Here is a 12588-nt window from a genome sequence, read left to right as displayed (position 1 = left end):
ATGATCAACCAGAGGGCGTGGGTGAGCGAGTGGGTGGGTGGGTGGGTCAGGTGATGGTGGAGCCGAAGACCTCGTCGCGGACGGCGTCGAGTGCCGTGCGGAGGGCACCGTGCAGGATCGGCTCCTCGGTGAGGCCGGTGGGCACCACCCGGGGGCGTACCAGCGTGATGGCGGCGACCTCGTGTTGCACCCGTTCGGCAAGCGCGGCCCCGCCGGCCTGGCCGACTTCCCCGGCGAGCACCACCAGTGGTGGGTCCAGCACCACGCAGGTGCTCGCCACGCCGAGGGCGAGTCGGCGGGCCACCTCGTCGAGCATCGGCCCACCGGCGGTGCCGTCGGCGATCGCGGCCCGCACCGCCTCGGCAGCGACGCCGTCCGGGTAGCCGTGCTCGCGGGCCAGGGCGCGGATCGCGTCCGCGCCGGCCAACTGCTGGAAGGCCGGCTTCGCCCGGCGGGAGACGTCGCGCGGGATGGGTGCGCCGGGCACCGGCAGGTAGCCGATCTCACCGGCGGCACCGCTGCTGCCGTGGTGCAACCGCCCGCCCAGCATGATCGCCAGGCCGACGCCGGCACCGACCCAGACCAGGACGAAGTCCGCCAGTCCCTGGGCCGCGCCGGACTGCGCCTCGGCCACCGCGGCGAGGTTCACGTCGTTCTCGAAGACGACCGGGGTGTCCAGGTCGTCGCGGAGCGCGGCGAGCAGCCCACGATGCCAGCGAGGCAGGTTGTACGCGAAGGTGATGTCGCCGGTGCCCGGGTCGACCAGACCGGGGGTGCCGAGCACGATCCGGCGTACGCTCGACAGCTGCGCTCCGGCGCTGCCGGCCACCCGGACGACCGCGTTGTGCACCACGCCGACCGGGTCGTCGGTGTCCTGGGTGGACTGTTCGACCCGGCCGATGACCGCACCGGTGATGTCGGCGCAGGCGGCCACCACCCGTTCCGGGCCCACGTCGACACCGACCACGTGGGCACTGCCGGGCCGTACCGCGTAGAGCTGGGCGTTCGGCCCCCGACCGCCGGCCTGCTCGCCGACCCGGGTGACCAGCCCACGTTCCTCCAGCCGCTCCACCAGCTGCGAGGCGGTGACCTTGGACAGGCCGGTCAGCTCGCCGATCCGGGCCCGGGTCAGTGGCCCGCGCTCCAGCAGCAGTTCCAGCGCCGCGCGGTCGTTGAGAGCCCGCAACAGACGTGGGGTGCCGGGCAGCCGGGTCGCACTCATGCCATCTGTCCCTCAATATTAGTTAACTTTGCTTACTTCAAGCTTGCTCTAGCCCGACCTGCGAACGGGTAAGCCGTAGCGTATCGGCCAGGTGGGAACGCGAACCTCCGCCAACCCGGTACGAGATCCGCTCGGGCCGCATCGAGAGGAGAGAACCCATGGGGCAGGATCCGGGACTGCGCCGCCTGGCGCTCGGCACCCTGCTGGCCGCGTACCCGGGACCCGTCCCGCCCGACTGGGCCGTCGACCTGGTCGCTGAGGGGCTCGCCGGACACACCCTGTTCGGCAGCAACATCCACGAACCGGCGCAGGTGTCGGCCAGCACGGCGGCGCTGCGCGACGGCCGATCCGACGTGTTGATCGCCACCGACGAGGAAGGCGGTGACGTCACCCGGCTGGCGCACGCCACCGGCAGCCCGTACCCGGGCAACGCCGCGCTCGGCACGATCGGCGACGTGGCGCTCACCCGCCAGGTTTATCAGGCCATCGGAGCCGAGTTGGCCAGCCTGGGCATCACGCTCAACCTGGCGCCCACAGTCGACGTCAACACCGCCGACGACAACCCGATCATCGGCACCCGGTCCTTCGGTGCCGATCCGGTCCACGTCGCCGCGCAGGCCGCCGCCGCGACCGCCGGGCTCCAGGCCGCCGGAGTGGCCGCCTGCGCCAAGCACTTCCCCGGTCACGGGGCGACCGTGACCGACTCCCACCACGAACTGCCCACCGTGGACGTCACACCCGAGCTGCTGCGACAGCGGGACCTGCCCCCGTTCGCCGCGGTGGTCGCCGCCGGGGCGAGGGCGGTGATGACCGCCCACATCCGGGTACCCGCGCTGACCGGGGACGGTCCCGCCACGTTCAGCCGCGCCGTGCTGGTGGACCTGCTGCGCCACGAGTACGGCTTCGACGGCGTCGTGGTCACCGACGCGCTGGAGATGAAGGGCGCGGCCCTGGCCGCCGGTGGCATCGCCCCCGGCGCGGTCCGTGCCCTGGCGGCCGGCGCCGACCTGCTCTGCATCGGGGCCAAGGTCGACGCCGACCTGGTCGAGCAGGTGGCCGCCGAGATCGTGGCCGCGCTCGACGACGGCCGGCTGGAGCGGGCCCGCGTCGAACAGGCCGCCGGCCGCACCGCCGAGCTCGCGGCCTGGACCCGGACCGCCGAGCGGGCCGCCGCCGACCCGAGGGACCTGGGATACGCGGCGGCCCGCCGGGCGGTCCGGGTGGAGGGCGTGCTGACCGGGCTGGACCGGTCGCTCGTGGTGCAGCTGCAGGCCAGTTCCACCATCGCCGAAGGCCGGGTGCCCTGGGGGCTCGGGCCACACCTCGACGGCACCGAGCAGATCCGGGTGGTGGCCGCCGAGACGGACCCAGCCCACCTGCGCCGACGCGCTGGTGACCGTCCGATCGTCCTGGTCGCCCGCCACCTGCACCGGCTACCGGGCGGCCCAGCACTGGCCAACGCGTTGGCCGCCGCGCATCCGGTGGCCGTGGTGGAGATGGGCTGGCCGGCAGCCTGGCGACCCGACGGCGTCCGCGCCTTCGTCAGCACCTACGGCGCGAGCCATGCCAACGGCCGGGCCGCCGCCGAGGTGCTGGGCCTCACAGACTGACCTGTCTTGAACGCGTTCAACTTCAGGCGTACGCTGACGTCCGTCGAATTGAACGTGTTCAAGACAGGATCATCACATGGACATCAAGGTCTGGATGTACCTGGTCTACCTGGCGGTCAGCATCGGTCTGACCATCTGGGTGGCACGGGCTCTCACTCGTAACGGGTTGGTCTTCCTCGACGAGGTGTTCGCCGACGAACGGCTGGCACGGGCGGTCAACAACCTCCTCGTGGTCGGCTTCTACCTGCTGAACCTCGGCTACGTCACGGTGGCGATGCGGCATTCCGGGTCCGTCGACTCCACGAGCGTCGCGATGGAGGAACTCTCGATCAAGATCGGGCTGGTGCTGCTCGTGCTCGGCGCGCTGCACTTCTTCAACGTCTTCGCCCTGGGTCGCTACCGGCGCAACCGGCTGCGCCAGCTCGCCACCCACCCACCACTGGCCCCGGTCGGCCGGCTGCCGATCCAGCACGCCTACCCGCCCATGCCGCACCCGCCGGGCAGGGCACCAGCCGCGCCCGGCCACCGCGCCGGGCCGGTCGCCCCGGGACAAGCCACCCCGCCGGTCGCCCCGGGACAAGCCACCCCGCCAGCTCCGCCCACGCCGCCGGCCCGATGACCGCGCCGGACCGAACCGGGACGGAAGGGCTCCCGGATGCCACCGCGAACGGGGGCGGTGGCATCCGGAGCCTGACCGTTCTCTACGACGCGCACTGCCCACTGTGCCGAGCCGCGCGCGACTGGTTGGCGTCGCGCGGGCAGCTCGTACCCCTGGAGTTCCTGCCGGCCGGCTCGGCGGCGGCCCGGCTGCGCTTCCCGGGCCTCGACCACGACGCGACGCTGCGCGACCTCACGGTGATCGCCGACACCGGCGAGGTGTACGCGGGCGACGGCGCCTGGTTCGCCTGCCTGTGGGCACTGGCCGACCACCGGGATCTGGCCCACCGCCTGGCCCGCCCGCACCTGCTACCGCTGGCCCGCAGGATGGTGGCCGCCGCCTCCGCGGTACGCGAGCGGGTCCGCGACCAGTCGCCGGAGCCGATTGGCGGTGCGGCGGGATACGGTGACCGGAATGACCGACCAGACTGTGCCGACGACCGCTGCGGGTGAGGCGGCGACCAGCCGTGGCGAGCAGACGCGACAGCTGATCCTGGAAACCGCGATGCGGTTGTTCCGCGAACGCGGTTACGCGCGCACCACCATGCGCGCCATCGCGGCGGAGGCCGGGGTCGCGGTCGGCAACGCCTACTACTACTTCCAGTCGAAGGAACACCTGATCCAGGAGTTCTACGCCCGGACGGAGAGGGAGCACCGGACCGCGGCCCAACCGGTGCTCGAACGCGAGACCGACTTCGCCGCCCGGCTGGCCGGCGTGCTGCACGCGGCGATCGATGTGCTGACCCCCTCACACGACTTCGCGGCGACCTTCTTCAAGACCGCCGCGGAACCCACCTCGCCGCTGAGTCCCTTTTCTCCCGAGTCCTCCGGGCCCCGCAACGCCGCCATCGACCTCTACGCCGAGGTGTTGACCGGCTCCACCGCCAAGGTCGACCCGGAACTGCGCCCCCATCTCCCCGAGCTGCTCTGGCTCGCCTACATGGGCGTGGTGCTCTTCTGGGTGTATGACCGCTCTCCGGGGCAGGCCCGCACCCGCCAGCTGATCGACGGCGCGGTGCCGCTGGTCGACCGGCTGGTGAAGCTGTCGCGACTGCGCGTGCTGCGGCCGGTGACCCAACAGGTCGTCAGTCTGATTCACACCCTGCGTCACTGACCGCGCTGAGCGGGGGACGACGCTCCACCCCAGGTCAAGTCCACTATTGGACAGCAAAGCGACAGCGGCGGCGGCTTGCCGAGCTGATTCTGAATACGTAGCGTGATCGGCACTGAAGCCGTACGCGGACCTGGGGGGAGGCTGCGGACCGTGGATCCGGCCCGGGATCCACGGTCCGCGCCCTGCCGGTCCGCGCTCAGCTCGGGTAGACGCCGTACGACCGCCAGCCGCGATCCGGGAAACCGGCGGCTTCCGCCACCCGCGCCGATGCGCCGTTGCGCCGGTCGTGCAGATAGGTCGGTACGGCTCCGTCGTCGAGCACCCGACGGGCAGCCTGCGCCACCAGTCGCCGGGCCAGCCCGCGCCCCCGAGCCGCCGGCACGGTGCCCACCGCCAACTCGTGTCCATGCTGGTCATGCCGCTTGATCCCGACGCCGGCCAGATAACGGCCCCGGTGATCGCGCACGACGAGCACCGACCGGTCGAACAACCGCAGCCAGGAGGGCAGGCCGGCGGTGGTGGGGGGCACCCATTCACCGACGTCCGACAGTGCCGCCGGCGCGACGCTCCACCGGAACACGTCGTCGTGCACCGCCCAGCCCGGGTATCCGACCGCCGTGGGCAGCGTGTTCAGCAGGTCGTCCCGGTGCCGTGCCAGCTCACGTACGTCCGCGACCCGGTCGGGCGACACGGAGAGCACCCCGCTGCCCCCGGCGTGGACCGCGATGGCGGGTCGCGGTCGACCGTCCCAGGCGGGTCGGTTCCGCCGCCCGGACCCGACCACGTGCAGGCCCGGGCCGGCCGGCCACTGTCCCAGCCAGGTCGCCAGGTGCAGGTGGAGCCGCCGGTCGAGCATCAACACCTCCGGGTCCGTCGCCGTCGACGTCGCTCACCGTACGACGCCGCGATGAGCTCGAGGCATAGGCGGGCGCGATCCGGGGAACCTGATCAATCGACCGACCGTCATATCCATTTCCATACATGGACAACTTTCTTTGGGACGGTGGGGGCATGCCGAAACATCCGCAGGACCGTTTTCAGCAGGACACCGAGCACGCCTGGGGCGACCTGGGGCGCACCGGCCGCTTTCCGGCCCAGGCACCGTACCGGGATCACCGTACCCGTCCCGGCGCTCTCTCCTGGCGCGAGCTGAACAGCCTGCCGGTCGGCGCGGCGCGTCACCACCGAAACCCGCACTGATGCATCGAGGAAGCGGCTGGAGCGGCGAGCCAGCGCGCGCTTTCGCACACCTGTCGGGTAACGTCTGCTGGTCCTTCGACGGGTCACGACAGGAGCTGGCACATCCATGGGCAAGAAGACGATTCACGTCTCCGACTTCAGCGGCACGGTGCTGGGTGCCGACGACGAGGCCGTCCGCATCGTCGTTCTCGAGCACCCTGACCTGGTGGCCGGGCCCGTGCAACTGGACGCCACCCCGGTGGAGGTGGAAAGTATCGACGACGCGGCGCTGGACGTGGCGGTGGTCGAGATCCACGACCGGCACGGCCACGGCGAGCCGCGTCGGGTGGTGCTGACCGCGAGCGAGTTCGACGCGATGGCCACCGACGTGCCGATGGCACAGTTGCTGAAGACCGCCGAGCGAGTACGCCCACCGAAGACCCGCCGCAGCGCAGAAAAAATCGACTACGGCACCATCGAGCACGCGGGTCGGCCGCACCGGGGGCGGGTCACCGAGGAGGAGGCCAGGCTGGTGCGCGAGCGACTCGACGAGGTGAACAAGCGTCTCGCCGACGCCGGGCTGCGCCAGATTGATCCGGCCGACCCGGAGCACGCCGCCCGGTACGGCTTCCCCGTCGAGCCCTGATCGCCTACTCGAACGTCCGCAGTTTGGCGAGGGTCGCCGCGATGTTCACCTCGATGGCGGTCTTGTTCACGCCGAGGCCGGTGAGCACACCCTCGCCGTTCTCCTGCTCCAGCAGGGCCAGCAGGATGTGCTCGGTGCCAATGTAGTTGTGCCCGAGTCGCAGCGCCTCGCGGAAGGTCAACTCCAGCGCCTTCTTGCCCGCGGTGTCGTACGGAATCAGGTCCGGAACCTCGTCCGACGACGGGGGCAGCGCCGCCGTGGCGGCCTCGCGCACGGCCTCGACCGACACGCCGCAGGCGGCGAGCGCCTGTGCGGCCAGCCCCTCCGGTTCGGCCAACAGGCCGAGCACCAGGTGGACCGGGGTGATCTCGGCGTTGCCGGCGGCTTTCGCCTCGTTCTGCGAGGCCATCACCACGTTACGAGCGCGTGGGGTGAACCGCTGGAAGCCCTCCTGCGGGTCCATCGTCCCGGCCACGAAGCGTTTCTGGGCGGCCTGCTTGCTCACCCCCATGCTGCGGCCGATCTCGGTCCAGGACGCACCGGAGCGGCGGGCCTGGTCCACGAAGTGGCCGATCAGATGGTCGGCGACCTCACCGATGTGGTCGGCCACCATCACCGCGTCGGAGAGCTGATCGAGCGCGTCGGAGTGGGCCCGCTTGATGGCCTGGATCAGATCGTCGAGCCGGACGGGATTGCTCATTTTCACGGGTTCGGTCATGCGTCAACCGTAGGTTGACGGCACCGCTTCGTCAACCCGAGGTTGACGAACAATCCGCACTCGACCGGCGTCGCACTGTTAACAACCTTGACTGATTGTCGTGAAATCGACAGACTCGGATTTAGAGAGCGCTCTCCATCCGCCTTGCCAGCGCATCCCCTCCATCACCCCCGAGGAGATCCATCGTGTACGCCATCTCCCGCGGCCTCCGGCGCGCGGCCGCCGCCCTGGGCGCGGCCCTGATCACCAGCACACTTCTGCTATCCGTCCAGTCCACACCGGCCGCCGCCGCGATCGGCGGGATCACCTGGCAGGACGAGTTCAACCTGCCGGCCGGCACTCCGGTCGACCAGTCCAAGTGGCGCTTCGACATCGGCGGCCACGGCTGGGGCAACAACGAACGGCAGTACTACACCAACAGCACGAGCAACGCGGTGCACGACGGCCAGGGCAACCTGGTCATCACCGCCCGCCGGGAGAATCCGGCCAACTACCAGTGCCACTACGGCCGGTGTGAGTACACCTCGGCCCGGCTGCTGACCGCGGCCACCTTCAGTCAGGCGTACGGCCGGTTCGAGGCGCGCATCAAGATCCCCCGAGGGCAGGGCATCTGGCCGGCCTTCTGGATGCTCGGCAACGACTTCGGCAACGTCGGCTGGCCCGCCTCCGGCGAGATCGACATCATGGAGAACGTCGGGCGGGAGCCGAACACCGTGCACGGCACCATCCACGGGCCGGGCTACTCCGGCGGCGGCGGGATCGGCGGCAGCCGCACCATCGGGCAGCCGCTGGCCGACACCTTCCACACCTACCGGGTCGACTGGGAACCGAACAGCATCCGCTGGTACCTCGACGGATCGGAGTTCTTCCGGGTCGACCCGGGCCGCCTCGGCGGTAACCGGTGGGTCTTCGACCACCCGTTCTTCATGATCCTCAACGTGGCGGTCGGCGGTAACTGGCCCGGCTACCCCGACGGCAGCACCCAGTTCCCGCAGCAGATGCTTGTCGACTACGTCCGTGTCCACGGCTACGTCCCGGACGGCAACACCGGCACCACCCGGATCCGGGGTCAGCAGAGCGGTCGGTGCATCGACATCCCCAGCGCCAACCCGGTCGACGGCGCGCCGTTGCAGGTCTGGGACTGCAACACCACCGCCGCCCAGGCGTGGACCTTCGCCGCCGACGGCACCATCCGCGCGATGGGCAAGTGCATGGACCCGGCCTGGGCCGGCACGGCCAACGGCACCGAGGTCAACCTGGTCACCTGCAACGGCAACCCGGCGCAACGCTTCACCCTCAACGCCGCCGGTGACCTGGTCAACCTCAACGCGAACCGCTGCGTCGACGTACGCGACAACAATCCGAACAACGGCGGCCGGCTGCAGCTGTGGGACTGCAGCGGTACCCCCAACCAGAAGTGGGCTCGGGCCTGATCCCCACCAACTGAGATCCACAGTGGGCTCACCGTCGTTCGGCGGTGAGCCCACGCGGTGTCTTGCGCGTGAGAGTTGGTGACGGGCGCGATGGGTATCAGCCCGTACGGAGACGCGAACACCTGGAGGCGACGTGGACGACGCTCAGACGGCCGGCGGGCGACGGTTGTGGTGGTTGCTCGGGGCGATCCTGCTGGTCGTGGTCGTCGTGGTGGTCGCCACCTGGACGTGGGTGACGGTCCGCAACGACGGACGCGGACACGTCGTCACCGGAGCCGCCGGCGATCTGCGGGAGGCCACCTTCGTCCTGCTCGACGGCGCCGACGTGGTCCGGGTGGTTACCGCCGACCTCGGCGACGACGCGTACCGGGTGTCCACGCCCCGCGACGCGAGCGTCCGCCCGGCGGTCTCCCGCACCGACGGAAACCTGCTGACCAGCCTGCGCGACACGGGCCGGGACGGCCCGGCGGTGGTGGAGGTGGTGCTGGCCGAGTCGCTCCGCTGGCACGTGCGACTCAGCGGTGGCGCGAAGGAACAGCACCTCGACCTACGCGGCGCACGCCTCGATGACGTCGAGTTCACCGCCGGTGCGGACCGGATCGAACTGACGCTGCCCGCACCGGAGGGGACGCAGCGGACCCTGCTCGGTGGCGGGGCGAACCAGGTCCTCGTCCGACTGGCCGGCGACGCTCCCGTCCAGGTACGCGCCGGTGGCGGTGCCGGTTCGGTCACCGTCGACGGCGTCACCCACTCGGGGGTGGCCGGTGGAACCATCTTCACCCCGCCGCAGTGGAAATCCGCGACGGACCGCTACGACATCGACGCCACCGGCGGCGTCGCCACCCTCACCGTCGACCGCACCGACGCCGGCTGAGCCTCCGGTGGCGGCGGCACGCCAGCTCAGCCTCGCCGGACATCGTCCATCAGGGACGTCGAGCGGCAGCGGGTGACGTCGAGGACGCGGCGACGAACAACTGATCCAGCTGATAATTCAGCAGGGCGGTCGCGGCCTCCGGCGTACGCATGTCCGCCATCACGCTGTCGGCCAGGCCGGTCGCCAATGCCAGCAGGTTGCCCGCCTCCGCGCCGACGTCCCGGCCCGAGGAAAGCTCACCGGCCTGCTGCGCGTCGGCGAGCAGTGCGCGGAGCACCACTTCCAGCTCGTCGGAACCTCTGGTGTAGGACTGCTCGGCCAACGCCGGATCGGTCAGGGCGAGCGCGTGGTAGGCGGCGAAGACCGTGTAACCGGCCCGCTGCTGCTCGTTGACGGGGATGAGCTGCACCAGCCAGGCGTACAGGCTGTCGCGGACACTGCCCCCAGGGTTGGCTGCCAACCCGGCCTCGATCCGTCGACCGACCGCCTCGGCCTGGTGTTGCAGCCCCGCGAAGAGCAGCCGCTCCTTGGTCCCGAAGTAGTACTGCACGGTACTGACCGAGACGCCCGCCTCGGCCGCGACCGTCCGCATGCTCGCGGCGTGCAGGCCTCGACTCGCCGCGATGCGCAGTAGCGCGGCGACGATCCGGGCCCGCCGTTCCTCGTGGTCGGCCAGCTTCGGCATGCGCCACATCACCCTTCCCGCTTTGATAGTACGACTGTACTGTACGATCGTACTATCAAAACCGGTGGGGAGGCCCTGTGACAGCCACCAGAGATCTTCGCGTTGGACGGTTCGTCAACGACCAGGCGAGAGAGAAATTCCTCCAGGCGTACGACGTGGCGATGCGGTCCTGGCCGCAGGCCCGACAGGAGGTCGACGTCGAGACGAGCTTCGGCACCGTGCACGTGCACCGCCACGGTGCCGGGCAGGGCGCACCGGTGGTGCTGCTGCACGGCGCCCAGGGCAACTCCTCGAACTGGTATCCCCAGGTCGCCGCACTCGGCGAGCACCACCCGGTGTATGCGCTGGACACCATCGACGACCCGGGACGCAGCGTGCAACGACGTCCGGTGGTGGGCTCGACCGAGAGCGCCGCCTGGCTCGACGAGACGCTCACCGCCCTCGACCTGAGCGGCATCCACCTGGTCGGGATGTCCTACGGCGGCTTTCTGGCACTGGCCATGGCGGTGCACCGACCCGACCGGTTGGCGTCGGTGACCCTGCTCGACCCGGGCGGCCTCCAGAAGGTCCCGGTCAAGTTCTACGCCAACGTCCTCGCGGGTGCCCTGGCCACGTTGGCGCCGCGCCGCACCCGGGCCTGGTTCGCCCACCGGCTCGCCAATTACGCGCTCATCGAGTCTGCCGAGCAACTGGCACCCGTCATGATCGCCGCACGGCACTGGCGGACCCGGCGTCCCGCGGCCCGCCGGTTCGACGACGACGAGCTGCGGGCGATCCCGGTACCGGTGCTGCTCCTGGTGGCCGAGCGCAGTTCCCTGCTGCGACCGCGGCAGGCGGTGGCCCGGGCCCAGGCGCTGATTCCCTCGGTACGGACGGAGATCGTGCGCGGTGCTGGTCACGGTCTCTCGCTGGAGCGTCCCGAGCTGGTCAACAGGCGCGTCCTCGACTTCATCGCCGGCCGCACGTCGGACGACGCCGTCGGACGCGACCAGCCCGGCCAGTGACGGCACGGCGGCGTCGGGCGACCCGCACCGGGCTCGTCCCGACGCCCGCCCGCCGTCCGGCATCCTGGCTCCGGATACGGTACGTCCGGCTGCCGCTGCTCAGCGGGACCGAGTGTGGTGTACCGAGGCGGGAGGGGCCGGCATGGTCATGCGGCTGCACGTCGGGTGTGCGATGTGGACCCACCGGTCGTGGCAGGGAAGGCTGTTCCCCCACCCCCTGCCGGCGCAGGAACGGCTACGGCACTACGCCGGCTGGTGCGACGCGGTCGAGGGCAACACCACCTTCTACGCCACGCCGGCCCGCGAGACGGTCGCCTCCTGGGCGGAGCAGACCGATCCGGATTTCCGTTTCGTCGTCAAGCTGCCGAAGGTGGTCACCCACGAACGCCGCCTCACCGGCGTCGATGAGCCGATGCGCGCCTTCCTCGACGCGATCGAGCCACTCGACTCGCGGGCGTACGCCCTCTGGGTCCAGTTGCCCGGCTCGTTCGGCCCGGACGACGTACCCACGCTCGCTCGTTTCCTGCGCCGCCTACCCGCCGCTCACCGACCCGCCGTGGAGGTCCGCGACCCGGCCTTCTTCACCGACGCCCGCGCCACCCGGCTGCTGGAGACGGCGCTCGCCGAGACCGACGCCGAATGGATTCCGTTCGACACCACCGCCTTCTTCACCGAGCCCCCGACCAGCGACGCGGAGCGGGACGCCTGGACGAAGAAGCCGAGGATGCCGTTGCGTACCGACGCGCTCACCGACCGGCCGATCATCCGTTACCTCGGTCGTGACGACCCCGCCCGCACCGTCGAAGGCTGGCAGCCATGGCTGGACGTCACCGCGAACTGGCTACGCGAGGGCCGGTCACCGACCGTCTTCATCCACACCCCGGACAACGCCGACGCGCCGAGGTTGGCCCGTCGCTTCCACGACGAGGTACGCGCCCGCGTACCCGGACTGGCGCCGCTGCCTGAGCCGATCCCGGTCGAGCCCGCCACCCTCTTCTGACTGCCCCGCCGATCATCCGGTCAGGAGCCGCCCGATGTCGTCCCGTCCGGGTGCGGCGGTTCCGGGCCACGGTTCTCCTGAATGGTTCGGGTGACCTGATCCAGCAGCTGCCTGGGGTCGGTTCGCCCGGTCACCTGAATCTCCACCTCCGACTCACCGACGCGCATGCGGATGCTGGCACCGCTTGGTTGCTGGCTGAGCCAGGTCTGGAGCAGGGCGAAGAGGCCGGGCAGCAGGCTTTGCGCCACCACCGCGATGATCACAGCTTCGCTGAAGCCGGTCCGGCCGCCGGTGCGTCCGCCCAGGTCCCGCACGCCGGCGCGGAACTCCGGGCGACGGTGGATCCAGTCGACCAGCGAGACCGAGGCGGGCTGCCGCCGGTCGGTGATCATCTGTAGCCGTACGGGCTGTCTCGCCACCGGAAACGTGTCGGTCACCCGATGCTC

Annotated in this window: 15 protein-coding genes; 10 read left to right on the top strand and 5 right to left on the bottom strand. The window is 70.8% G+C overall.

Translation table 11 applies throughout. The features are described from left to right. Window positions 1-46: 46 nt before the first annotated feature. On the bottom strand, window positions 47-1222 hold the full coding sequence (locus tag Vlu01_RS02980; protein WP_203992808.1) for an ROK family transcriptional regulator: 1176 nt from the start codon (window positions 1220-1222) through the stop codon (window positions 47-49). A gap of 158 nt (window positions 1223-1380) precedes the next feature. Between Vlu01_RS02980 and Vlu01_RS02975 the strand changes: the two genes are divergently transcribed. From Vlu01_RS02975 to Vlu01_RS02960, 4 genes are all read left to right on the top strand, one after another. After that, window positions 1381-2832: a glycoside hydrolase family 3 N-terminal domain-containing protein gene (locus Vlu01_RS02975; protein ID WP_203992805.1), complete on the top strand. Its 1452-nt coding sequence runs from the start codon at window positions 1381-1383 to the stop codon at window positions 2830-2832. A gap of 76 nt (window positions 2833-2908) precedes the next feature. Beyond that, window positions 2909-3451, top strand: coding sequence for a hypothetical protein (locus Vlu01_RS02970; RefSeq protein ID WP_239095656.1), 543 nt, complete (start codon window positions 2909-2911; stop codon window positions 3449-3451). Beyond that, on the top strand, window positions 3448-3942 hold the full coding sequence (locus Vlu01_RS02965) for a thiol-disulfide oxidoreductase DCC family protein (protein ID WP_203992802.1): 495 nt from the start codon (window positions 3448-3450) through the stop codon (window positions 3940-3942). Before Vlu01_RS02970 ends, Vlu01_RS02965 begins: the two co-directional genes overlap by 4 nt. Then, a complete protein-coding gene (locus Vlu01_RS02960) occupies window positions 3905-4603 on the top strand; it encodes a TetR/AcrR family transcriptional regulator (RefSeq protein ID WP_203992799.1) in 699 nt (232 codons plus the stop codon). Before Vlu01_RS02965 ends, Vlu01_RS02960 begins: the two co-directional genes overlap by 38 nt. A 196-nt stretch (window positions 4604-4799) precedes the next feature. On the opposite strand, the gene Vlu01_RS02955 is transcribed toward Vlu01_RS02960, so the two are convergent. Further along, on the bottom strand, window positions 4800-5459 hold the full coding sequence (locus tag Vlu01_RS02955) for a GNAT family N-acetyltransferase (protein ID WP_203992796.1): 660 nt from the start codon (window positions 5457-5459) through the stop codon (window positions 4800-4802). 125 nt (window positions 5460-5584) lie between these two features. On the opposite strand from Vlu01_RS02955, the gene Vlu01_RS02950 reads away from it, so the two are divergent. Continuing rightward, window positions 5585-5803, top strand: coding sequence for a microtubule-associated protein 11 (locus tag Vlu01_RS02950; protein ID WP_239095655.1), 219 nt, complete (start codon window positions 5585-5587; stop codon window positions 5801-5803). Between the two features lie 106 nt (window positions 5804-5909). Further along, window positions 5910-6428 carry a hypothetical protein gene (locus Vlu01_RS02945; protein ID WP_203992781.1) on the top strand — a complete coding sequence of 173 codons (519 nt, stop codon included), beginning with the start codon at window positions 5910-5912 and terminating at the stop codon, window positions 6426-6428. A gap of 4 nt (window positions 6429-6432) precedes the next feature. Here the strand turns inward: Vlu01_RS02945 and Vlu01_RS02940 are convergent, their stop codons facing one another. Beyond that, window positions 6433-7146 carry a Clp protease N-terminal domain-containing protein gene (locus Vlu01_RS02940; RefSeq protein ID WP_203992778.1) on the bottom strand — a complete coding sequence of 238 codons (714 nt, stop codon included), beginning with the start codon at window positions 7144-7146 and terminating at the stop codon, window positions 6433-6435. Window positions 7147-7331: 185 nt separating this feature from the next. On the opposite strand from Vlu01_RS02940, the gene Vlu01_RS02935 reads away from it, so the two are divergent. Together Vlu01_RS02935 and Vlu01_RS02930 are read left to right on the top strand one after the other, a co-directional pair. Next, window positions 7332-8579, top strand: a complete 1248-nt coding sequence (locus Vlu01_RS02935) for a glycoside hydrolase family 16 protein (protein WP_203992775.1) — start codon at window positions 7332-7334, stop codon at window positions 8577-8579. A 133-nt stretch (window positions 8580-8712) separates the two neighbouring features. Then, window positions 8713-9453, top strand: a complete 741-nt coding sequence (locus Vlu01_RS02930) for a hypothetical protein (protein ID WP_203992773.1) — start codon at window positions 8713-8715, stop codon at window positions 9451-9453. 49 nt (window positions 9454-9502) lie between these two features. Here the strand turns inward: Vlu01_RS02930 and Vlu01_RS02925 are convergent, their stop codons facing one another. Continuing rightward, window positions 9503-10138 (bottom strand): TetR/AcrR family transcriptional regulator, encoded by a 636-nt coding sequence (locus Vlu01_RS02925; protein WP_203992770.1) that lies wholly within the window; start codon window positions 10136-10138, stop codon window positions 9503-9505. 77 nt (window positions 10139-10215) lie between these two features. Between Vlu01_RS02925 and Vlu01_RS02920 the strand changes: the two genes are divergently transcribed. Beyond that, window positions 10216-11142 (top strand): alpha/beta fold hydrolase, encoded by a 927-nt coding sequence (locus tag Vlu01_RS02920; protein WP_203992767.1) that lies wholly within the window; start codon window positions 10216-10218, stop codon window positions 11140-11142. Between the two features lie 148 nt (window positions 11143-11290). Continuing rightward, complete coding sequence (locus Vlu01_RS02915; protein WP_505839411.1) at window positions 11291-12142, top strand: DUF72 domain-containing protein; 852 nt, start codon at window positions 11291-11293, stop codon at window positions 12140-12142. A 20-nt stretch (window positions 12143-12162) separates the two neighbouring features. Here Vlu01_RS02915 and Vlu01_RS02910 read toward each other — a convergent pair whose 3' ends face one another. Then, on the bottom strand, window positions 12163-12579 hold the full coding sequence (locus tag Vlu01_RS02910; protein ID WP_203992765.1) for an effector-associated constant component EACC1: 417 nt from the start codon (window positions 12577-12579) through the stop codon (window positions 12163-12165). Window positions 12580-12588 lie beyond the last annotated feature (9 nt).

It is taken from the genome of Micromonospora lutea (assembly GCF_016863535.1).
GTDB lineage: Bacteria > Actinomycetota > Actinomycetes > Mycobacteriales > Micromonosporaceae > Micromonospora > Micromonospora lutea.
Note: the sequence above shows the minus strand (reverse complement) of the source record. Positions and strands in the feature narration are given on the sequence as shown.

Coding starts and splice junctions, on each gene's coding strand:
- Vlu01_RS02970 (WP_239095656.1), top strand. CDS start 2,909: ATGGACATCAAGGTCTGGATGTACCTGGTCTACCTGGCGGTCAGCATC.
- Vlu01_RS02960 (WP_203992799.1), top strand. CDS start 3,905: ATGACCGACCAGACTGTGCCGACGACCGCTGCGGGTGAGGCGGCGACC.
- Vlu01_RS02940 (WP_203992778.1), bottom strand. CDS start 7,146: ATGACCGAACCCGTGAAAATGAGCAATCCCGTCCGGCTCGACGATCTG.
- Vlu01_RS02965 (WP_203992802.1), top strand. CDS start 3,448: ATGACCGCGCCGGACCGAACCGGGACGGAAGGGCTCCCGGATGCCACC.
- Vlu01_RS02980 (WP_203992808.1), bottom strand. CDS start 1,222: ATGAGTGCGACCCGGCTGCCCGGCACCCCACGTCTGTTGCGGGCTCTC.
- Vlu01_RS02945 (WP_203992781.1), top strand. CDS start 5,910: ATGGGCAAGAAGACGATTCACGTCTCCGACTTCAGCGGCACGGTGCTG.
- Vlu01_RS02925 (WP_203992770.1), bottom strand. CDS start 10,138: ATGCCGAAGCTGGCCGACCACGAGGAACGGCGGGCCCGGATCGTCGCC.
- Vlu01_RS02950 (WP_239095655.1), top strand. CDS start 5,585: ATGGACAACTTTCTTTGGGACGGTGGGGGCATGCCGAAACATCCGCAG.
- Vlu01_RS02955 (WP_203992796.1), bottom strand. CDS start 5,459: ATGCTCGACCGGCGGCTCCACCTGCACCTGGCGACCTGGCTGGGACAG.
- Vlu01_RS02915 (WP_505839411.1), top strand. CDS start 11,291: ATGCGGCTGCACGTCGGGTGTGCGATGTGGACCCACCGGTCGTGGCAG.
- Vlu01_RS02975 (WP_203992805.1), top strand. CDS start 1,381: ATGGGGCAGGATCCGGGACTGCGCCGCCTGGCGCTCGGCACCCTGCTG.